The sequence below is a fragment of the Arthrobacter sp. 10T425 genome (genome assembly GCF_056393985.1).
On record NZ_JBFTGZ010000001.1, the window covers coordinates 384,477 to 405,050 of the forward strand.

Annotated in this window: 22 protein-coding genes; 13 read left to right on the forward strand and 9 right to left on the reverse strand. The window is 65.0% G+C overall.

The genetic code is table 11. The features are described from left to right. Positions 1–106: 106 nt before the first annotated feature. Together AC1DDH_RS01830 and AC1DDH_RS01835 are read left to right on the forward strand one after the other, a co-directional pair. On the forward strand, positions 107–556 hold the full coding sequence (locus AC1DDH_RS01830) for a cupredoxin domain-containing protein (RefSeq protein WP_230009278.1): 450 nt from the start codon (positions 107–109) through the stop codon (positions 554–556). Positions 557–616: 60 nt separating this feature from the next. Further along, entirely contained in the window at positions 617–1,990 is a 1,374-nt protein-coding gene (locus tag AC1DDH_RS01835) for an FAD-binding oxidoreductase (protein WP_476954722.1), read from the forward strand. A gap of 46 nt (positions 1,991–2,036) precedes the next feature. Here the strand turns inward: AC1DDH_RS01835 and AC1DDH_RS01840 are convergent, their stop codons facing one another. Then, positions 2,037–3,089, reverse strand: coding sequence for a S66 family peptidase (locus AC1DDH_RS01840; RefSeq protein WP_476947754.1), 1,053 nt, complete (start codon positions 3,087–3,089; stop codon positions 2,037–2,039). 141 nt (positions 3,090–3,230) lie between these two features. Between AC1DDH_RS01840 and AC1DDH_RS01845 the strand changes: the two genes are divergently transcribed. The 3 genes from AC1DDH_RS01845 to AC1DDH_RS01855 all read left to right on the forward strand — a co-directional run bounded on the left by AC1DDH_RS01845 (position 3,231) and on the right by AC1DDH_RS01855 (position 4,653). Next, positions 3,231–3,563: a hypothetical protein gene (locus AC1DDH_RS01845; RefSeq protein WP_476849242.1), complete on the forward strand. Its 333-nt coding sequence runs from the start codon at positions 3,231–3,233 to the stop codon at positions 3,561–3,563. 160 nt (positions 3,564–3,723) lie between these two features. Beyond that, positions 3,724–3,963, forward strand: a complete 240-nt coding sequence (locus AC1DDH_RS01850; protein ID WP_476954723.1) for a hypothetical protein — start codon at positions 3,724–3,726, stop codon at positions 3,961–3,963. Positions 3,964–4,164: 201 nt separating this feature from the next. Next, positions 4,165–4,653: a GNAT family N-acetyltransferase gene (locus tag AC1DDH_RS01855; protein WP_476954724.1), complete on the forward strand. Its 489-nt coding sequence runs from the start codon at positions 4,165–4,167 to the stop codon at positions 4,651–4,653. 452 nt (positions 4,654–5,105) lie between these two features. Here AC1DDH_RS01855 and AC1DDH_RS01860 read toward each other — a convergent pair whose 3' ends face one another. After that, positions 5,106–5,780: a ScbR family autoregulator-binding transcription factor gene (locus tag AC1DDH_RS01860; RefSeq protein WP_476870871.1), complete on the reverse strand. Its 675-nt coding sequence runs from the start codon at positions 5,778–5,780 to the stop codon at positions 5,106–5,108. A 441-nt stretch (positions 5,781–6,221) separates the two neighbouring features. Between AC1DDH_RS01860 and AC1DDH_RS01865 the strand changes: the two genes are divergently transcribed. Next, on the forward strand, positions 6,222–7,016 hold the full coding sequence (locus AC1DDH_RS01865; RefSeq protein WP_476954725.1) for an MBL fold metallo-hydrolase: 795 nt from the start codon (positions 6,222–6,224) through the stop codon (positions 7,014–7,016). A 101-nt stretch (positions 7,017–7,117) separates the two neighbouring features. On the opposite strand, the gene AC1DDH_RS01870 is transcribed toward AC1DDH_RS01865, so the two are convergent. Both AC1DDH_RS01870 and AC1DDH_RS01875 read right to left on the reverse strand, forming a co-directional pair. Further along, on the reverse strand, positions 7,118–7,840 hold the full coding sequence (locus AC1DDH_RS01870) for an AAA family ATPase (protein WP_476930945.1): 723 nt from the start codon (positions 7,838–7,840) through the stop codon (positions 7,118–7,120). A 123-nt stretch (positions 7,841–7,963) separates the two neighbouring features. After that, on the reverse strand, positions 7,964–8,389 hold the full coding sequence (locus tag AC1DDH_RS01875; RefSeq protein ID WP_476954726.1) for a GNAT family N-acetyltransferase: 426 nt from the start codon (positions 8,387–8,389) through the stop codon (positions 7,964–7,966). Between the two features lie 191 nt (positions 8,390–8,580). Between AC1DDH_RS01875 and AC1DDH_RS01880 the strand changes: the two genes are divergently transcribed. Further along, a complete protein-coding gene (locus tag AC1DDH_RS01880) occupies positions 8,581–8,910 on the forward strand; it encodes a YqfO family protein (protein ID WP_439954074.1) in 330 nt (109 codons plus the stop codon). A 37-nt stretch (positions 8,911–8,947) separates the two neighbouring features. On the opposite strand, the gene AC1DDH_RS01885 is transcribed toward AC1DDH_RS01880, so the two are convergent. Continuing rightward, positions 8,948–9,643, reverse strand: a complete 696-nt coding sequence (locus tag AC1DDH_RS01885; RefSeq protein WP_476870868.1) for a class I SAM-dependent methyltransferase — start codon at positions 9,641–9,643, stop codon at positions 8,948–8,950. A 96-nt stretch (positions 9,644–9,739) separates the two neighbouring features. Between AC1DDH_RS01885 and AC1DDH_RS01890 the strand changes: the two genes are divergently transcribed. Beyond that, on the forward strand, positions 9,740–10,330 hold the full coding sequence (locus tag AC1DDH_RS01890; protein ID WP_459384676.1) for a helix-turn-helix domain-containing protein: 591 nt from the start codon (positions 9,740–9,742) through the stop codon (positions 10,328–10,330). A gap of 23 nt (positions 10,331–10,353) precedes the next feature. Here the strand turns inward: AC1DDH_RS01890 and AC1DDH_RS01895 are convergent, their stop codons facing one another. From AC1DDH_RS01895 to AC1DDH_RS01905, 3 genes are all read right to left on the reverse strand, one after another. Then, entirely contained in the window at positions 10,354–10,581 is a 228-nt protein-coding gene (locus tag AC1DDH_RS01895) for a hypothetical protein (protein WP_476849233.1), read from the reverse strand. 76 nt (positions 10,582–10,657) lie between these two features. Beyond that, positions 10,658–11,164, reverse strand: a complete 507-nt coding sequence (locus AC1DDH_RS01900) for a hypothetical protein (protein WP_476954727.1) — start codon at positions 11,162–11,164, stop codon at positions 10,658–10,660. A 91-nt stretch (positions 11,165–11,255) separates the two neighbouring features. Further along, entirely contained in the window at positions 11,256–12,197 is a 942-nt protein-coding gene (locus AC1DDH_RS01905) for an AraC family transcriptional regulator (protein WP_476954728.1), read from the reverse strand. Between the two features lie 271 nt (positions 12,198–12,468). On the opposite strand from AC1DDH_RS01905, the gene AC1DDH_RS01910 reads away from it, so the two are divergent. From AC1DDH_RS01910 to AC1DDH_RS01930, 5 genes are read left to right on the forward strand one after another with little or no spacing between them, the layout of a single operon-like run. Next, on the forward strand, positions 12,469–13,815 hold the full coding sequence (locus AC1DDH_RS01910) for an ABC transporter substrate-binding protein (RefSeq protein WP_476954729.1): 1,347 nt from the start codon (positions 12,469–12,471) through the stop codon (positions 13,813–13,815). Between the two features lie 23 nt (positions 13,816–13,838). Continuing rightward, the gene (locus tag AC1DDH_RS01915; protein WP_476930953.1) at positions 13,839–14,807 is read left to right on the forward strand and encodes a carbohydrate ABC transporter permease; all 969 of its coding nucleotides are present in this window, start codon (positions 13,839–13,841) and stop codon (positions 14,805–14,807) included. Continuing rightward, a complete protein-coding gene (locus AC1DDH_RS01920) occupies positions 14,804–15,721 on the forward strand; it encodes a carbohydrate ABC transporter permease (protein ID WP_476858476.1) in 918 nt (305 codons plus the stop codon). The genes AC1DDH_RS01915 and AC1DDH_RS01920 overlap by 4 nt, the downstream gene beginning before the upstream one ends. A gap of 51 nt (positions 15,722–15,772) precedes the next feature. Beyond that, complete coding sequence (locus tag AC1DDH_RS01925) at positions 15,773–16,834, forward strand: NAD(P)-dependent alcohol dehydrogenase (protein ID WP_230010652.1); 1,062 nt, start codon at positions 15,773–15,775, stop codon at positions 16,832–16,834. Further along, the gene (locus AC1DDH_RS01930) at positions 16,834–17,811 is read left to right on the forward strand and encodes a carbohydrate kinase family protein (RefSeq protein WP_476954730.1); all 978 of its coding nucleotides are present in this window, start codon (positions 16,834–16,836) and stop codon (positions 17,809–17,811) included. The genes AC1DDH_RS01925 and AC1DDH_RS01930 overlap by 1 nt, the downstream gene beginning before the upstream one ends. A gap of 8 nt (positions 17,812–17,819) precedes the next feature. On the opposite strand, the gene AC1DDH_RS01935 is transcribed toward AC1DDH_RS01930, so the two are convergent. After that, entirely contained in the window at positions 17,820–20,465 is a 2,646-nt protein-coding gene (locus AC1DDH_RS01935; RefSeq protein WP_476954731.1) for a PEP/pyruvate-binding domain-containing protein, read from the reverse strand. Positions 20,466–20,574: the final 109 nt, after the last annotated feature.

Sequence of the window (20,574 nt, forward strand, 5' to 3'; positions counted from 1 at the left end):
CTCTCTGTCGGAGCTTTTCAGCGGTGCTTTTTGATGGTGGCGGATGCAGAATGGAAGGAAGCCGGGCTGATTTCTCAGCCCCCTCCAGCGTCGAGGACGGCACATCATGACGAGCAACAAGACACGGACTGCACTTGTGTTGGCGACGGTACTGATCGGGTTGAGCGGCTGTGCCGGAGGCGGCGGAACGCAGGCGTCGGCGCCCGCCACGACCGCCGGGACCTCGCCCAGCATGTCGATGGAACCGTCTGCCCCGGCCGGCTCCACCGCTTCGGGGCCGGGAAGCGGGGCGGCAAACGCCGCCGCCGCCGCAATCACGATCAGCAACTTCGCCTACGAGATACCGGGTGCGGTGGCTCCCGGCGCGGAGGTGAAGGTGATCAACATGGACACCGCAGAGCACACGGTAACCGCAGACCAGAATGCGACCCTCTTTGATGTCGAGGTCAAGGAAAACGGCGGGACGGCCACATTCAAGGCACCTTCCGAACCGGGGACCTACGCCTTTCACTGCAACTACCACCCCAACATGCACGGCTCATTGACGGTCAAATGAGCGCGACGCCGCCGGCCGGCGCGCGTCCTTGACGATCTCGAACGAGAAAGGTGCCGTGGCGTGGCTTTCGGGACCCCCGCACCGTCGCTTGACCCATCCGCCGTCGATGGCCTGGGCTCGGCGCTCCGGGGCCGGCTGTTCCGGCCCGGAGACGCCGGCTACGACGAAGCCCGGAAGGTCTTCAATGCGATGATTGACCGCCGGCCGGACGTCATTGTCCGCCCTGCCGACGCCGAGGATATTCGCCGTGCCGTGACCTTCGCCCGGGAAAATGATCTCCCTGTCTCCATCAAGGGCGGCGGCCACAACGTGGCAGGGAACGCCGTCGGCGCCCATGGGCTCATGCTGGATTGCTCCGGCATGAAGAACGTTCAGGTCGACGCCGAACGGCGCGTCGCCGTGGCCGGAGCGGGTGCGCTCCTGGCCGACCTTGACGTCGCCACCCAGGCGCACGGCCTGGCCACGCCGCTCGGAGTCGTGTCGGTTACCGGCATCGCCGGTTTGACCCTCGGAGGTGGCATCGGCTGGCTCAACGGCAAACACGGGCTCGCTTGCGACAACGTGCTGGCCGCCGACATCGTGACATCTGATGGCAGGCTGCTGACGGCGAGCCCCGACCAACACACCGACCTCCATTGGGCCATCCGCGGAGGCGGCGGCAACTTCGGTGTTGTCACGTCTTTCACCTATCGTTTGCATCCGGTCGGACAGGTTCTTGCCGGAGCGCTCTCATTCCCGGCCGAACGGACAAGGGAGGTCCTGGGCTTTTATCCCGGATTCGCCGCTTCGTGCCCCGACGAACTCTCGATGTCGGCCAGTCTGGGGTGTGACACCTCAGGACGCCCTGTCTTCGGCGTCGGCGTCTGCTGGAGCGGCGGGCATGATGAGGCGGAGCTGGCGCTCCGGCCCCTGCGCGACCTCGGCCCAGATGTGGACGCGGTGGTGCCCACCAACTATGGCGTTTGGCAAAGCGCCCACGACGGCGGCTTTCCGTCGGGCCGGCACCACTATTGGAAATCGAGCTTTTTGACTGACCTCACCGCCGACGCCATCGATGTCCTGCTCCAGTTTGCGGCCGAGATGCCTTCAACGGCGAGCGGCATCGGAATGCAGCAACTGCACGGTGTGGCCGCTCGGGTTCCCCCGGCGGCCACGGCATTTCCCCATCGCCGGTCCCAGAGCGAACTCCTCATCCTGGCCCAGTGGTCCAATCCAGCAGAAACGGAGCGACACGTCGGCTGGGCCCGCGCCTTCTTCGAAGCGATGCAGCCCTTTGCTGCTAGCGGGGTGTACGTCAACGATCTTGGCCAGGAAGGGGAGGAGCGGGTGAGGGCAGCCTACGGCGCCAACTACGACCGGCTGGCCGCCGTCAAAGCCGCATACGACCCCATCAACCTCTTCCGGTCAAATCAGAACGTGCGTCCGACCGCATAGGAAATGATGATCACCCGACGTGTGCTCACGGCACTGCCTGCCACGATCAGGCATAGCTGGCTGTAACCCTCCTGGCTTCGCCGTCGAGTTGGATTCGACCGCCGTAGGGGAGGATCCACTGCGGTCGGGTGTGTCCGAAGGGGACCCCGATGCACACGACGGCGTCCGGGTTGTATCGCGCGATTTCGGTGCTGACCACATCGCGCTGTGCGGCGCGGAGCCGAGCCCGTTCGGCGGCAGGCGGAACCTGCCCGTGGCTGCTGACTGGAGGCCTGGCGACCATCACGCCGTCGACCGCCCCCAGGACACCACGCTCACCGAGCGCTCGAACCCATCGCTTGACCCAATCGGCGGGAACCAGCAGTTCGCTGGATTCGAGGATCAGGATTGTGCCCCGGAGCGCGTCGACGGAGGGCAGCCTGTCGGCGATGGCGAGCTGGTCGAGGACTTCGATGCAGCCACCCCAGGTGTAACCGGAGACCGTGCGCTCGGGACCTGTCCACGTCCAGGGTTCGGTGGGTTCGCGGTCGCCGTATTCGACGAGTGCCCGCGGCTCGAGCCAATCCGGCCCGAAGTCCTCTGACTCCCCGGGATCGGTGACCTCGAGCTCGCCCCCAGTGAGCAGCGCGGCCCGCAGGGAAGCGAGGTGGACGTCGTCAGCGCCCGGCCCGGCGCCGAGGTGGACCTGGGTCGAACCGCCATAATATCCGCGTATCCCGAGTGACCACAGCCAGTTCAGCAGGTTGGTGTTGTCGCTGTATCCGACGAAGATCTTTGGATTCGCCCGGACGGCCGCCTCGTCAAGATGAGGTACGACCGTGATCTGGTCGTCGCCGCCGATCGTGGCGAGAATCGCGTGGATGCTGGGATCGGCGAACGCCGCATTGATGTCCGCCGCCCGTTCCTCGGGACTGGATCCGAGCTTGCGCGTCGTCGGGAATTCCACAGGAATCAAACCCGTAGCCGATGTAAGCCGCCGCATCGCCTGCTCATGCACGGCCGGGGCGAACCCGGGGGCGGCGAACGACGGGGAGAGAACCGCGACTCGATCGCCCGCATTGAGTTTCGGGGCGGACAGCTTCAGTTGCGAATGATCCATGCACTCATCGAACCAGACGGGACGCGGTTCGAGGCAACTCGACGACCCGACGTGCCGGTGCAGGATCCTTTAACGTGCTGCGGAGAGGAGCAGACCAAATAGCGGTGCCGATGACACGCCCGATAACTCCGTGATTCAGAAATGGTGTGGGTCAAAGCCGTATCTGGCGCGCACCCATTTTCGGTATTTGGTGCAGCCAGTGCTGTAGGCTCCGATTCGAACCTTGGGGGACTGATGCTGAACTACTTTCGCGAAACGCAAGAGGCGCGATTTGCAACCCGTGCACGCCGGATCTATGGCTACGTCTCCGTCGGCTTCGTTGTTGCTGTCGGGGTCTTGGTGATTGCCGGACTTGCGCCGGTTTGGACTTCCTGGACGATCCTCGGCGTTTCTTGCGTTCTGGACGCTTTCCTGACCCGAAAGTGGATCAGAGAAGACGCACTCAGGGCTTATCGAAGCGACCGGGCCGGCTGACGCCGCCCCGGCGGTGGGCAACGGGCAATGCATTCACGGCGGCCGCAACGGCCACTGCAGACACTAAACGGGGGAAGCTATGGACAAACGTCCGTTAAGCCACAAGGGAAAGCCGTCAGTATGGTCCGTCGTCCAGCTGGCCGTCAGTCTCTGCGCGTTGGTGGCAACCAGTGTCGCGGCCATCCTGTGGAATCCGATCGACGCAGACTTCATCAATCGCGCCGACAATGCAGGGTGGGACGAATCTATGCTTCTCCCGCACCAAATGGAACTCTCGCTCGTCCTCAACGCGTCAGTTTTGGCAACGTTTGTCGTCGTCGTGACCGCGATCATTGGCGTGCTGGCCTCACGCCGGCGGACCAACGCCACGCAGCCCGGAAATCCGTTCGCTATCGCCTGATCCTTGCCACTGCAGTTCCCGGCCCGATATTCCGAAGGTCTAAATGGACTCGTGAAACGGTGGCCCGAAAGTTGGAGCCGCAATTTCGGGTGGCTCCAGCCTGCGGCTTTTTGGCCAGCGGCAGTCCAGAATTCACCATGTAGTTTCGAGTCGACGGAGGCCGGCGCCTGACTGATTCGAGATGGCTGGAATACTGGGGAAATGACTCTCGCTGAACTGGAACTGCCTGGCGGCCCATTCACCATCAGGAAAGCTGAATCATGTGATGTGGCTTCGATTGTTGGGCTTCTGGCTGCCGACCAGCTCCGGGCCTCTGTCGACTCGATTGCAGACGAGCACCGGCGTCCCTACGATCTTGCTTTCCAGGCAATTGATGCGGACCCCGCGCAGCTTCTTCTCGTAGTTGTCTCAACCGAAAATGAAGTGGTTGCGACCATGCAACTGACATTCATTCCCGGCCTCGCCAGAGGCGGAGCGACACGACTGCAGATCGAGGCAGTGCGGGTCCGGTCTAGCCTTCGGAGCAACGGCCTTGGAGGGGCGATGATTACGTGGGCGATCGCTGAAGGGCGCCGGCGTGGCGCAAGGCTGGTTCAGCTTACGTCTGACGAGTCCAGGGTCGCGGCACACCGGTTCTATGAGCGTCTTGGCTTCGAAGCGTCGCACGTGGGCTTCAAACTGTCCCTCTGAGATTTTCGTCTCGACGGTAAGCGGCGCAGTTTTGGCGTGGGTAGTGGCCTAGGGGAGGGCTCTCGAACGGCCTCACTCGTCCCGCTTCACGCCTCCGCACATGGGGGCGCCCCGATGCTATTGGGGGATGCATCGGGGCGCCACCCACAACCATAGGCGGAGGCCTGTTCAAGTTCAAACGTGACGGCGGCGGCCGCCGCCGTCACGTTTGGATCGCCATGGCGGACAGTCCAGGCCAGGGGTCCGTGCCGGCGCCCCCCAAAAAATGCGCGCCGACACAGCCGCTCTCCGAGCGGAGTCCCCAATGGATCCGAGACAAGAATAAATGACCACTCACCCTAAAACAAGGCGGTCATCCGGTTTATGGGAGTTGGACTCGCTGAAAGTCCCGCGGATGGCAAGCAAGGCGCCACCTGCCCGGGGCTGCAGTACTCGGTGGCCGTGTGAGCCCGTCACGGTGCTGGTGGGGTGGGATTCCGCGGCGGGTTGGGGCTTCCAGCGGAAACCAGTCCGGAGAGAGCATGGGGGTCACCGTTGAAATCGTCATGCATGATCCCCGGCAGCACGATCTCCCACATCTCTTCGATCCGTTGCATGACGTCCGCTCGGTCGGTAAGTACTCCGGAGACCATCTGAACCCCGGTGAACGAAGCAACAAGGTATCGGGCAAATGTCCCGGCGTCGACGGAGGGCCGGACCTGCAATTCTGCCTTGGCCCGTTCGGTAAGCTGCTCCATGACGGCGATCCAGTCCTCGTAGGGGCCGCGCACGGGCGGACCAAAAGCCGTCGCTTCAAACGTCAATCGGATGCCGGCCCTGACAACTGGCTCGTGCACGAGCTGAAGACCGAAAGCGCGGCACAGCAGGATCATTGCCGTCAGGCCTGGCCAATCCCCGGCAAGGATGCTCTCGCTTTCGGCCACGACGATCCGATGCTGCTCCTCGATGACCGCCCTGGCGAGATCTTCCTTGGACTGAAAGTGGAAATAGAGGGCGCCCTTGGTCACCCCGGCTGTCTCAGAGACCTGGGTCAGGCTGGCACTGCCGTAGCCGTGCTCCTCAAAGACCGCAGCGGCACCGACGACAATGGCACCGCGGGTGGCCTTCGCGCGATCCTGAATGACCATCTGTGAACCTCAACTTCAACTCTGGGATGTGGAAGCAGGATCTTTACCCACCCGCTGCGCGAGTTGATCGGGAGTTCCGCTGGCCTTCTCTGAAGCACCCTGGCGCGCATTTCCGGGATCCACCGGCCGCCAACTGAAAGGTAGGGGACGAAAGACTGGTCCGATCCTAGCAAAACGGTCAACCGTCTTGGTGCGCCAGCCGAGGCCCCAGCTGCCGAGGGTGTACTGGGACCGAGGTTCCACAATTCCTCCTTGACAGGTATTTGGTCCTCAGTATAGGAGTTGCAGAACGTATCACTGTTAGGAAGAGGAGATGATGGGCCGCATCGACCATTGGATGAATGTCTCCGCCGAGCTGCGGGTGGAGCAAGTTCCGGGGGACAACCACGCCGTCCGCGATGTAAACGAGGCCAGTTCGTGTTGAGGCAGGTCGCGGAGGGTGTGCTGATCCACGAGAGCGAGTTCTGCCAGAGTAACGCCGTCGTCGTAAAGGGCCGGGCTGGCGTGCTGCTCATCGACGCCGGGGTGCACGGCTACGAAATGGACTGCCTCGCGAAGGATCTGTCCGATTCGGGCCAGACCGTTGTGGCAGGCTTCTCGACGCATCCTCATTGGGACCACCTGCTTTGGCACGCCGGGCTCGGCGCGGCTCCCCGTTACGGCACCGCGCGCTGCGCGGCTACCGCCCGGGATCGGCTGTCGGGCGGAGTGGACGCGGTCGCGAAGGCGGCCGGCATCCCCGAACAGGTACCGCTGGACCTCCTCGGCCTTCTTACCGGCCTGCCCGTCGGGACGGTGCAGATTCCTTGGGATGGGCCCCAAGTCCGCATTCTCGAGCATCGAGCACATGCCCCGGGCCACGCGGCGCTGTTGATTGAGGAACGTGGGGTTCTCGTCGCCGGCGACATGCTTTCTGATGTTTTGATCCCGATGCTCGACTTGAACGACACCGAAGACCCGATCGAGGACTACCTCGCCGCGCTGCGGCTGCTCGAGGGCGTGGCGGGCGACGTCGATGTCCTTGTCCCCGGACACGGGTCCGTCGGCGGAGCTGAACAGGTACACGCACGGATCGACCAGGATCGGGCGTACGTGCACGCCTTGCGTGACGCCCATGAGCCCAGCGACCCGCGGGTCGGCCCATCGGCCGCTCCCGGGTGGGACTGGGTGAGCGGCGTTCACGCACGGCAACTCCAGCGCCTCGCCCAAAGGAAGTCGGGAAAGCTCGACACATGACATGAGCGTTGACCGCGGTCGGCGGTTCGTTTTTCCCCTGTGGCGTTGTCTGGCATTTTCCGTTCGGGGACGCCGTTAGTTCAACCCCGACCGGGCCGGCCTTATAGGTGTCTCAGGTATCTTTCGGGGGAGTCCATGAATGATCGCCAGTTGGAAACCAGATCGAGGTCCGACCATTCCTGCTGCCGAAGTCCCCACGGGCCGACTTCGAGAATCTGCGCGCCTGGAAGCGCTGCAAGAACTGGGGAGTGCGTGGACATGATGACTTGCGAGGAGCCTTCGGCGAGGAGATCTTTCAAGACCGCAAGGAGGCTGAGGCATCCCGCGAAGGACAGCGCTGATTCCGGTTCATCGAGCACCCACAATCCGGGTCCCCGGAAACGATCCACGGCCAGCTCCAGGAACGATTCACCGTGTGACATGTCGTGGAACGAGATGTCCGGACCCGCGGTGCTCGGGTTCTTCTCGAGGTAGGTGAAGAAGCCGTGCATGGTTTCCGCGCGCAGGAAGTAGCCGCGTCTTGTGGCGCCGGCGGTGCGGACAAGCTGCAGGTGATCGGCAAGTATGGACTCCGTGGATCGGGTGCTGTGGCGGGCGCCTGTAGATCCGCCTTCTGGAGACAAGCCATAAGCCAGTGCAATGGCTTCCACGAGAGTGGATTTTCCCGACCCATTTTCGCCTACGAAGATTGTGGCCGGGGTCAGGTCGAGCCCTTGGTCCAGAACCTGTGCGACAGGGGGCAGGTTGCCTGGCCACCGGCGCCGGTCGAGGACGTGGTCCGGGTCTTCGGCCAACCGTCTGATCGGAAAACTATGCGGGGGCATGCCCCATTCTTACAGGCACCTCTCGCGGTCCTTCCCCACCGGGCAGGGTCACTGGGGAGTTCGCAGCGGCTCATGACGAAAGGTCCTGGAACATACCAGTCATTTCGAACTGAAACTCCGGGACTACCGAAATAGAGCGAAGACACGCACGGGTTCCGGAGCGAAGTTCGACCCCTCCGTAAAACCCATGGCTTCGTAGAAGGCGCGTTGCCCCGGTTCATTGTCAGTGATGAGTACTGTTTGCCGGACATGCGCGTATCGTGCCGTGACGTGCTCGACCAGAGCCCGGCCTACGCCCGTGCCTTGGAAAGGCGGCCGTACAAGGATGTCCTGCAAATAGCAGATGGTCGCATCGTCGGACACAACCCTCGCGAGGCCAACAAGCTCACCATCCGCATTCCGGGCCGTCACGACAAACGAGGAACTTCGGATCGCTCTGGCGAGCAGTTCCGGATCCCGGGTATAGGCGGCCCACCCCACAGATTCGTACAACGAGAGAACCTCGGCATCGGAAAACTCGTTGGATGTGAGGATGCTGAACGCCGGCATCCGACCAGTGTTGCATGGCCTTGCCATTTGTTCATGGACACCGTGCGCAACTCCGATTACGGCGCCGACGAGAACGATCCGAAGGCCGCCCAGATCGAGCGCGAGGACCCGCTCGGCGGGTCCGGAGCATCCACATTCTGATTAGCTGGAACCCTCGGCGCTGAGAGGCACCCGGTGGCAGACTTTCTGCCATGGAGCCCATGGATTGTCTGGTCATTTACGTCCCCACCGACGCTGCGCCCGCGGTCCGGCAGGCCATTGGCGACGCCGGGGCGGGCAGGCTCGGCAATTACTCCCACTGCTCGTTCAGCCTCGACGGCACCGGGCGTTTTACCCCGTTACCCGGCGCGACCCCGTTCGTCGGCGTCGTCGGTTCCTCCGAGGAGGTGCCGGAAACCCGGATCGAGGCAATCTTCCCCCGCTCGCGGCGTAACGCCGTCGTCAATGCCGCGTTGTCCGTTCATCCGTACGAGACGCCGGCGTTCATGACCTACCCGGTAGATGCCAGCCGGCCGGACTGAGCAACACCGGGGGTGCAGCGCGGCGGAAACTGTGAGGTCACCCGCGCCGGGTGGCACGCACGACGACGTCGTGCAGCGGCAACGCACGGTCACCGGGTCCGGGGAGTGTCCGCGTGATCTCCTCGGCACTCGTGATGCTCCATACGGCAGCGTTGAGACCCCCGGTGATGTCCGCGAGGGTGACAGTCGCTTCCGGGGGAGGGCGGTGCCCGTGCCCCGGGGAGGCGGGAGCGTGCAGGTGCCCGACGATCAACAGCGTGCCGCCGGGGGCAACCCAATCCGAAATGCGTTCGTAGAAGGCAAGTTGCGGCATCGCCGGGTGAGCGTAGTGGGTGGTCACAAGGTCGAACCGATCACCCGGTGCCCATGACGTCAGGTCCGCCTCGACCCAGGTCACCGTGCCGGACACAGACTGCCCTTCGGCACGCTCGGCCGCTTGGGCGAGGGCAGCGCCGGAGATGTCGGCGCCGGTGACCTGCCAGCCGTGCGCGGCGAGCCAGGTCGCCTCTGCCCCTGTCCCGCACCCGGCATCCAGCGCCGTTCCCGGTGCGAGTCCGCTGGTTTCGCGGATGAGATGCGGGTTCGGGGCAGCCCCTCCCGAATCTGCCTTGGCGGGACCGTGGGCCTGTTCCCAGTGCTGTTGCCAGTAGTCCTTGTCGAAGCTGTGCGTCATCGCGTCACCGTCGCGTCCGCCCGCTGCTTCCCCTGGCGATGTCTCTGCCGTCCCGGCCATGTGGAACCCCTTACGATCTGATGTGCCTTCAGATTCCATGCTCCCGGGCCGGCAGGTGGATGTGCAAGCGGTATTGCCGAATGGCAAAATAGCCCCATGAATGACGATCTCGACCACACACTCAGCGCCGTCGGGCCGCGCCTCAAGCGCCTGCGACTCCGCCGGGACGTCACCCTCGCAGACCTCGCCGAGCAGACAGGCATCTCCGCCAGCACACTCTCCAGACTCGAAGCAGGCCTGCGGCGGCCCACTCTCGAGCAGCTCCTCCCCCTGGCCCGCGTGCACGGGGTAACCCTCGACGAACTCGTCGATGCGCCGCCGACTGGCGACCCCCGGCTCAATCTGCGTCCCGTCGCAGGTCCGGACGGGTCGACGATCTTGCCTCTCACGCGCCGCCCGGGCGGCATTCAGGCCTACAAGTTCATCCTCCCCAAGGGCAGGGATGGGCAGGAGCCTCAGCTGCGCACCCACGAAGGCTACGACTGGGCCTATGTCCTCAATGGCACCTTGCGCCTGGTCCTCGGTGAACATGACCTGATCCTGAGGCCCGGCGAAGCCGTGGAGTTCGACACCCGAACCCCGCACTGGTTCGGCGCAACCAGCGCCGGTCCGGTCGAATTCCTCAGCCTTATCGGCAAACAAGGTCAGCGCACCCATGTCCGGGCGGCACCCAAGCGCGATAGCTAGGCGCATCCTCTGATGTGCTCTCCTTAGGACCCTGCCGGCGCCATTCGGAGGGCCAGCATCCCGCCTTCGAGGAGTTCAAGTTCGACGATCCGCAATGTGTGCCGGGTTCCGTCCTCCGGCAGCATTTTCTTGCCACGCCCGTTCTCCCGCTCGCGAAGCTCGCGGACCTGGCCGGGTATGTCGTCGGCGATAATCGTGCTGTTGTTCCAGCCGGCGTGGTCCAGCGTGGTCGACACGACATACTTCGGCATGGCGTTGAATGTGTCGGCGGTGAAGTCCCTGTCAGCTTGCCCATGAAGATCTCCTTCAGGTTGTGGCGCCTGGCTGTTATCCGCGGTTTCGGAGCCGGAGTGTTCGTGCCTCGTGGATGGCGGCCAGGGCAACTGCGCTGGCGGCGAGCCTGAGGGCGTGGACCCTGTACCACCGCTTCAGCAGGGGGTTGCGGCGCGTCTCACTGAGCGGTTGTGGGCTGAAGAACAGGTCGGGGTTGATGGACCGGAGCAGATAGGCGGTGGCGGCCGCACCCGTCGTCGAGCTGGCCGCAGCGACTAGCAGCCATGGCCTGCTGTCGGCATGATTCCAGCCGGCCACGAGGGCAGCGATCGCCGCCGGCGCATTGATGGGTGCAATCGGTGCGTAATAGCGGCCCGGGCTTCCCGCTCCAAAGGGCGAGCGGGGCAGTTCACGGCTTGCTTCAGCGGCCGCGACGCGGTGCGGGATTTTGACGAGGACCTCATAGAGATTGCCGAAAAACCAGTGTGCGTGGCTGAACTCCGCCACGCCCAAGATCCGATCAGCGAAAAAATCCCGGCGGCCCGAGGAAGCCTGTCCCATGCCCACAATCTACCGCCGATGCCCATTGCCGGGCCATGGTGACGAGCTCGCGCGCCCCGGGGCGGGAGTGCAGAACCCCGCGCTGCTGCCGTCAGTTCTGCACCCGCTGACGATAGTCCCGGGGGGTTTCGCCTGCGTCATTGCGGAACTGCCGGTTGAAGTTGGACAGGTTCGTGAAACCCACTTCGTAGCAGATGTCCGAGATCGATTTGTCGCTCCGCTCCAGCAGGCGGCGGGCGTGGGCCAGCCGAAGTTTGCGCACCAGATCACTGAAATTCTGGCCGGTCGCGCGCTTGAAATACTTCGAGAATGTCGGCTCCGACATACCCACCAGCGCCGCCGCCTCGGACATCCTGACGCTGCCGGCGTGATTGCTGAAGACATACTCGAGGACGAGGTCCACCACCGCCGCGGCCTGCCCGTCCAGTTGCGGCCTGAACCATTCGTCGGCGAGGTAGCGCCGCTCGGACTCTGGCGCACGCGAAAGAATGGCCAACACGTCAAAGAGATGCTGAAGCCGCTGCAATCCGGTGGAGGCCCCCATCGCCTCCAGGGAAACGGCGGCGGCACGGGCTGATCGTCCGAGGAACTCGATCCCGCGCGAGGACTGCTCCAGCAAGAGTTTGACCTCGGCCATTTCCGGCAGAATCGAGGCGGCCCTCTCCACCCATTTTCCGTCGAACTGAATAAGGACGTCCCTGCCCTGAAGCACTTCTCCGGGTCTCAGGTCGCTGACCCAGTCGTGCGGCAGCCCCGAACCTACCAGGGCCAGGTGTCCGGCCTCGAAAGTGCCGATGTGGTCTCCCACGATGAACTTTCCGGTGCCTTTCCGGATCAGGTGCAGCTCGTATTCAGGATGGTAGTTCCAACGTGCGACCGGGCTGGGGTAGTCGTGCTCGTGCCAGCGCACGGAATGGTTGGGGTCTTCCGGAATCACCTCACGGTTGGCTCGCATCCCCAGGAGTCTTTCGGCAAGCCTGGCCGCTGCGCCGTCATGGATGGCCGAGCCGCCGCCTGGGTCCGCCGCGCTCATCGTGGTTCTCCCTGCGTTCGGATCATGACAAATGTGCGGCATCTGTGCCGACTCTTCCCAGAATAGCGCCCGGATGGGGCCGCCCCCGGAAAATTAGTATCAGAATTCAGCAAGCATCGCGCTAGTTGTGCCCTATGCCACAAGCCTAATCTTGAGGAACACCAGCGAGGCACCCGGCATTGAGGCCCTCGTCCCGCTCACCGCCCCGCACCCCGACACAGCAATCGGAGTAGGGCAGCATCGCACCCCCTGACGAACAAAGGAGTCCTTAATGCGCGCAAAAACACGCGTCGCCATGGCGGCAGGCGCCCTGTGCGTGGCACTCAGCGCCTCGGCCTGTGCAGGCGCCGGCGGCGGCAATTCCGCAGGCGACCCGAACAGCATCAATGTCCTGATGGTCAATAACCCCCAAATGGAGGACCTGCAGCGGCTCACCGCTGATAACTTCACGAAGGAAACCGGCATCCGGGTCAACTACACCGTCTTGCCGGAAAACGACGTCCGCGCCAAGATCAGCCAGGAGTTCTCAAGCCAGGCCGGCCAGTACGACATTGCGTCACTGTCCAACTACGAGATCCCGTTCTATTCCGCCAACGGCTGGCTGGCGCCGCTGGACAACGTGGCCAGGGACGCCGAGTTCAACCAGGCGGACATCCTGCCGGCCTACACGGCGTCGTTGACCGGCACGGACGGCAAACTCTACGGCGAACCTTTCTACGGGGAATCCTCCTTCCTGATGTACCGGAAGGACATCTTCGACGCCAAAGGGCTGACCATGCCGGAGAAGCCGACCTGGGACCAGGTCGCCGACCTCGCCGCCAAGGCTGACGGGGCGGCGCCAGGGATGAAGGGCATCTGCCTGCGCGGCCAGCCCGGCTGGGGCCAGGTCTTCGCACCACTGACCACCGTGGTGAACACCTTCGGCGGGACCTGGTTCGACAAGGACTGGAATGCGAAGGTCAACGCCCCCGAATTCACCGCAGCCACGGAGTTCTACACCAATCTGGTGCGGGAGCACGGTGAAGCGGGCGCCGCCCAGGCCGGGTTCACCGAATGCCTGAACAACATGAGTCAAAGCAAGGTCGCCATGTGGTACGACGCCACCTCCGCGGCCGGAGCCCTGGAAGCCGAGGCCTCTCCCGTGAAGGGAAAGATTGGTTATGCCCAGGCGCCCGTGAAAGAGACCAAGTCCTCCGGCTGGCTGTGGACCTGGTCCTGGGCGATGCAGGCGGCCTCCAAGAAACAGGACGCTGCCGCCAAATTTATCGCCTGGGCCAGCTCGAAGAATTACGAGGAACTGGTCGCGTCCAAGCTCGGCTGGTCCAAGGTCCCGTCCGGTAAGCGCATTTCCACGTACGAAAACACCGAGTTCCAGCAGGCCGCGCCGTTCTTCAAGGCCGAACGCTTCGCTATTGAGAACGCGGATCCGACCAACCCCGGTGTCCAGCCGCGGCCGGCGGTCGGCATCCAGTTCGTCGGTATTCCCGAGTTCGCGGCCCTGGGCACCCGGGTGTCCCAAGGTGTGAGCTCCGCCATCGCCGGCCAGGGCTCCGTTGCCGATGCGGTGGCCAAGGGCCAGGAAGCCGCACAAAAAGTCGGCGACAAGTACAAGAAGTAACAACCCAACCGCAGGAGAACATTATGACTACCGCAACGGCGCGCGTCTCCCGGCAAGGGAGCAGCACAGCCAAACCATCCAGGAACGCCAGGGCGCGGGAACGCGCAGTGGCTTGGGCACGGCGGGCACCGCTGCTGCCGGCCCTGATCTTCCTCATCATCGTCACCCAGCTTCCATTCGTGGTGACCCTGATCATTTCGTTCATGAACTGGAACAGCCTGAGCCCGGACAAGACCGGATTCGCCGGGTTCGAGAACTACATCCAGGTGGTCACCGACCCGTACATGCTCCAGGCAATCCTCACCACCATCGTCGAGACCGTCTCGGTGGTCCTGGTCAGCCTGGTCCTCGGCCTCGGCCTGGCCCTGCTCCTGGACAAGAAGTTCATTGGCCGGGGCCTGGCCCGGACTCTGCTGATCGCACCCTTCCTCATCGTTCCGGTCGCGGCTGCGCTCATCTGGAAGCACGCCATCCTCAACCCGGTTTACGGTCTGATCAACGGCTCCCTCACCTGGATCTGGTCGCTCTTCGGCTCCGACGCCCCGCCGCAGCCGGACCTGCTGTCGTCGGCACCCCTGATGGCCATCATCGTCTCCCTGGTCTGGCAGTGGACCCCGTTCATGATGCTCATCCTGCTCGCCGGCCTGCAGTCCCGACCCATGGACACCGTTGAAGCTGCCCAGATGGACGGTGCCACTCCCTGGGCAATTTTCCGCCATCTCACCCTCCCGCACCTGCGCCAGTATCTGGAACTCGGTGGACTGCTCGGGGCCATCTATATCGTGCAGAACTTCGACGCCACCTTCGTCATCACCTCCGGCGGCCTCGGCACGGCCAACCTGCCCTACGCCATCTACGAGACGTTCTATTACGCCAACGAATACGGCCTGGCCTCAGCGGCCGGCGTCGTGGTGGTCATCGGCACCATCTTCGTGGCGACCTTCGCACTCCGCACCGTATTCTCGCTCTTCAAGAAGGAGGCAGCACGATGAGCACCCTCACCCCCGCCGGGCCCACGTCATCAGTCCCCACCCCGTCCACCCCGACCACGGGATCACGACGCCGGGGCAAGTCACGCATGGACCCCACCCGCAACAACACCGCCGCCGGCCTTGCCGCCTGGCTGCTGGCGCTGCTGTTCGCGGTGCCGGTCCTGTGGATGATCCTGACCTCATTCCACTCCGAAATTGACGCCGCCACCAACCCGCCGTCGATCGCCGCCGACCTTAACCTGGACGCCTACAAGGAGTTCTTCGGCGCAACTTCCGGCGTCAGCCCCTGGCCGTCGCTGATTAACTCCGCCACCGCCTCGATCTTCTCCACCGTCCTGGTCCTGCTGCTGGCCATCCCCGCCGCGTACGCCCTGTCAATCCGGCCGGTGAAAAAGTGGACCGACGTTCTGTTCTTCTTCCTCTCCACGAAGATGATGCCCGTCGTCGCCGCAGTCCTGCCGCTCTACCTCTTCGCCAAAACCGCCGGCGCGCTGGATAACATCTGGTTCCTGGTCCTGATGTACACCTCGATGAACCTGCCCATCGCCGTGTGGATGATGCGGTCCTTCCTTGCCGAAGTGCCCGTCGAAATGCTTGAGGCCGCCCAGATCGACGGCGCCACCCTGCTGCTCACGCTCCGAAAGGTCATCGCCCCGGTGGCAATGCCCGGCATCGCAGCCACCGCGCTGATCTGCTTTATCTTCAGCTGGAACGAACTCCTCCTGGCGCGGGTCCTCACCGGCGTCGTGGCCGGCACCGCCCCGGTCTTTCTCACCGGCTTTGTCTCGGGCCAGGGCCTGTTCATTGCCAAGGTCTGCGCCGCCGCCGTCGTAATCTCCCTGCCAGTGCTGTTCGCAGGTTTCGCCGCCCAGGACAAACTCGTCCAGGGTCTCTCCCTGGGTGCAGTGAAATAGCGCCGTCAAATAGCCCGCCACCGCCTCTCCAAACCGCAAAGGATTCCTTCGATGACCACATCAACCGCACAGTCCCGCACCCCCGGACATCCGGAAGTGCCCGCCACCATGCGCGCCGCCGTCCTCAAGCGCCAGGGCGACATGGCCATGGAAACACTGTCCGTCCCGGAGTTGGACGCGGACCAGGTTCTGGTGCAGGTCGCCGCCGTCGGTGTGTGCGGCAGCGACGTCCATTACTATGAGCACGGCCGGATCGGCGACTACGTCGTGGACCACCCGTTGATCCTGGGCCACGAGCTCTCCGGACGCATCGCCGCCGTCGGCAGCGACGTGGACCCCTCCCGCGTTGGCCGGCGGGTCGCCGTCGAACCCCAACGGCCCTGCCGCACCTGCAAGCAGTGCAAGGCCGGACGGTACAACCTGTGCCAGGACATCGAGTTCTACGCCACCCCGCCGATCGACGGAGCTTTCACCGAATACGTGAGGATCCAGGACGACTTCGCTTACGACATCCCAGACAGCGTCAGCGACGAGGCGGCAGCCCTCATCGAACCACTCTCCGTTGGCCTCTGGGCCTGCGAACGCGCCCAGATCAAGCCCGGCAGCCGGGTCCTGATCGCCGGAGCCGGCCCCATCGGCATCATCGCCGCCCAAGCGGCCCGCGCTTACGGGGCGACCGAAATCTACATCACGGACATCGCAGAAGAAAGGCTCGCTTTCGCCCTGGAACACGGCGCCACCCATGCCTTGAACGCCTTGACGGACAGTACCGAAGGGCTCGACGTCGATGCCTTCATTGACGCCTCCGGCGCCCCGCAGGCCGTCCGTTCCGGCATCAAAGCCGTTGGACCGGCCGGCCGGGTCATCCTGGTCGGGCTCGGAGCCGACAACGTCGAACTCCCCGTCTCCTACATCCAGAACCGCGAAATCTGGCTCTCGGGCGTCTTCCGCTACACCAACACCTGGCCGCTGGCCATCCAGCTGATCGCGGACGGAAAAGTAGATCTGGACATCCTGGTGACCGGCAAGTTTGCGCTGGCCGACTCGGAAGAAGCACTCAAAGCGGGCAAGCAGGCCGGTCAGCTCAAAACTGTCGTCTACCCGGGCCGCTGATGCGCATCACCGACGCCACCCCAGCGCCCCGCCTCCCCGCGGGGGACGGTGTCCTGACGGTCATTGGCGAATCCCTTGTCGACATCATCCGCGACCCCCGCGGTCCTGCCGGCGGCCAGGCCCACCCCGGGGGCAGCCCCCTCAACGTGGCAGTGGGGGCTGCGCGCCTCGACCTCAGGACAATCCTGGTGACCCACTATGGCCTTGACCCGCACGGACACCTGCTGGAAGAGCATCTGCAAACGAACGGCGTCCAGGTGGTCAACGGCGGAAGCGCGGCCACATCTACGGCCCTCGCCACCCTGGGATCTGACGGTGCCGCCGAATACGCCTTCTCGATCACCTGGGCAATCAGTGGGGCGTCCCTCCCGGCCCTCGCTGCCGTCAAAGGTTCCACCCACGTCCACACGGGATCTATCGCTACGGTGCTCCCGCCGGGGGAGCAGGCCACCCTTGCCCTGGTAGAGGCCGCCCGGGAGCACGCGACGACCAGTTTCGATCCCAATTGCCGGCCCGCGATCAGTCCCGCTGCGGCTGCGGCACGCCGGCAGGCGGAAGTGTTCGTGGCGGCGAGCGACATTGTCAAAGCCAGCGACGAAGACCTGCGCTGGCTCTACCCGGACCGGGCACCGGAAGAATCCCTGCAGGCCTGGCTGGAACTGGGGCCGGCGGTGGTGGCCCTGACGCGCGGAGCCTCAGGCCCGGTCATCCTGTCCGGAAACGGGCGGGTCGAGATGGCAGCTGAACCGATCCGAGTGTCAGATACTGCGGGCGCCGGTGATTCCTTCATGGCGGGGCTTATTTCCGGACTCGCCAAACTTGGAGCGCTCGGGGCGGAGGGAAGACGGCAACTGCAGACCCTGACCCTGGATCAGCTCCACGCAGTCGCCTCGTACGCGAACCGTGCAGCGGCGATCACCTGCTCCCGGAAGGGCGCCAATCCTCCGTGGTCGGCGGAACTCGGGGAACTGTCCTGATGACGCGGTCAGTCTGCGACCGTGACGGTGCCGGCGTCGCCGTCAACGCGGATCCGTTGGCCGCTGGTGAGCCGCTGGGTGGCCACGCCTGTGCCAAGCACGGCCGGGATGCCGTACTCGCGGGCCACGATCGAGCTGTGGCTCAACGGCCCGCCGACGTCGGTCACCACGGCGGAGGCCATCGCGAACAGCGAGGTCCAGGCCGGGGTGGTGATGCGGGCTACCAGGACTTCCCCGGGCTCCATCAGGCCGAAATCCTGCGGGCCCCTCAGGACGCGGGCCGGGGCGGTGACCCGGCCCGCGCTGGCGCCGACGCCCTTGATGACGTCGCCGAGCTGATCCTGTGGGCCTGCCGGCATCATTGAGCCGAAGGCCCGCTCCATCCACCGGCTCTCCGGCAACAGCTGCGGGGCAGCGGCCTTGGCCTGGCCCCGCCACAGCATCTTGCGCCCCTCGACGGCGCCGGCGCGGACGGGCCGGTCTGCCCCGGTAATTGCCACGGCTGCCGGTGTGCCCGACCCGGCAAGGCCGAACTCGACGGCGCTGCGCAACTCCCGGTGGCGCAGCCAGAACACGTCGGCGGGCTCGGCGATGACAGCGGAGCCGACGAGCCGTCGTCCGAGCTCGAACAGCATCCGCCGCAGCAGCGGCCACGCCAGTCCGACGTCGGCAAGGGCGTCCTCGCGGATCGGAGCCGCATTTTGCGCCCACCGAAGCAGCCGGAGGAATGCGGCCCGGCGCCGCGGCCCGAGCCGGGCGATGATTTGGCTGGTTTCATCTTCGCGGCGGGCGGCCGAGAGCCGCTGGCGCTCGTATGGGTCATTGCCATGTCCCCGCAGGTAAAACTTCACGGTCTCCAGCAGCGGCGAGGGATCGTCAGCAGGCACCGGACTGACGAAGTCCAGGTTATAGACCGCATGGCCGAACCGGCCGAGGTGCTCCTGGAAGCGGGCCTGCCATTGCTGCCAGGGTGCCGGGTCCACTCCGGCAGGCGTGGACCCGGTGCGTTGCGGCCCGGCCAGCGCAGCGGTGGGGGCGTTGAGGATCGCCGGGGCCAGCCCCGGGACGTCCCGGGCCCAGGCTGCGAGGTCGTATAGCGACTTCTCTGCGCGGATGGGTTCGCTGTCGTAACCAAGGAGGAAGGTCTGGGCGGGGGGATCGCCGTCGCGCCGAACGAACTTGTCGTAGTAGGCCCGGAAGGAGATTTCGCTTGTTGCGGCGATCGGAATGATGGACTGCACGGCCGTGTAGTACACCGTGCCGGCGTCAAGCAGCGTCTGAACACCCGCCAGCAGTTCCTCTCCGGAGAGATCCCCGACGGGCTTCGCGGACCAGTCCTTGATCACCTGCTCGTAGCGGGGATGCGAAAATTCCCGCCAGCCGGCCACTCCCATATGCGCCTTGCCACGGGCCAGCGCACGCATCGCCGTCAGCGACTTGCCCATCACCCGCCACATTCCCGAGTTGCGGTAGTAGTAATAGGCGTAGCCGTTGATAGTGGGCAGCCCGACGTCGTCCTCGCGGATGACCTCCTTGCCGACGGCGCCGGCCATCAGGGCCCTCAGCGACCGTGACACCGAGCCGTCAATGAGGTCGGCGAACAGCGGTGAGAGCGGATCGGGCAGCTGTTCAACGATGCTTGCCCGGAAGTAGAGCCCGTGCCGGTAGGGCACCGGCCAGGTGTCCGGGATGTCGGCTGCCGGTTCGGGCAGAGCGGTGATGGGCCGGGATTGCAGGATGAAGAACTCGCCACCGGCGCGTGCCCACTCGATGTCCTGCGGCGTCCCGAAATGCTCCGCGATCCGTGTTCCGTAGCCGGCCAGCTCAGCCGCCGCCGGGTCGTCCAATACGGCCTGCCGGCGGCGCGTCGCCGTCACCGGCTGCTCCAGGGTGCCGCGCTCCGCGTAGACGGTCATGACCTCCTTGTCAGCTGTCCGGCGCGACAGCACACGGCCCGTCCCCGCTTCCACGACGACGTCGTCCGTGGTGACCGATCCGCTGACAACGGACTCGCCCAGGCCCCACGCGGCACTGATCACCGTCTGGTCGCGGCGCCCGTTGGCCGGATTGGCGGTGAACATCACCCCGGCGGCCTCGGCGTCGACCATCTGTTGGACCACGACGGCGAGGCGCACCGTGTCCGGGTCGATGCCTTCACGGGCGCGGTAGGCCATGGCACGCGCCGTCCACAGGGAGGCCCAGCACTCGGTCACGGCCGCGGCCACAGCCTCCGTCCCCCGGACGTTGAGGTAGGTTTCCTGTTGCCCGGCGAAGCTGGCTGAGGCGAGGTCCTCGGCCGTGGCGGAGGAGCGCACCGCCACGGCTGTGCCTCCGTCGCCGAGCCTGCCGTAGGCGGCGCCGAGCTCCGCCGCGATGGCGTGCGGCATGGTGCCGCTGGTGAAAAGGGCGCGGATCCGTTTCGAGGCTTCCTCGTACTCCTGTGGCGCCGCGTGCGGCGACAGTACAGCCAGTTCATGGATGCCGGCCTCGAGATGGTTGGCAGCCACATAATCCGCGTAGGCTGCGGTGTTCAGCACGAACCCCGGCGGGACCGGGAGCCCTCCCTGGCTGAGGCCGCCCAGTCCGACGCCCTTGCCGCCTGCCACGGCGACGTCGCCGCGCCCCACATCGCCGAAGTTGTTGATGTAGGTCATGACCTCGAGTCCTTTCCGCCCGGAGCCAGGCTCCGTGGTTCAGCCTGATTCCCAACATACTGGCACTGCCGCAGGCGAGAGGCCATAGCCGTACCGGTGGGCAGGGGAT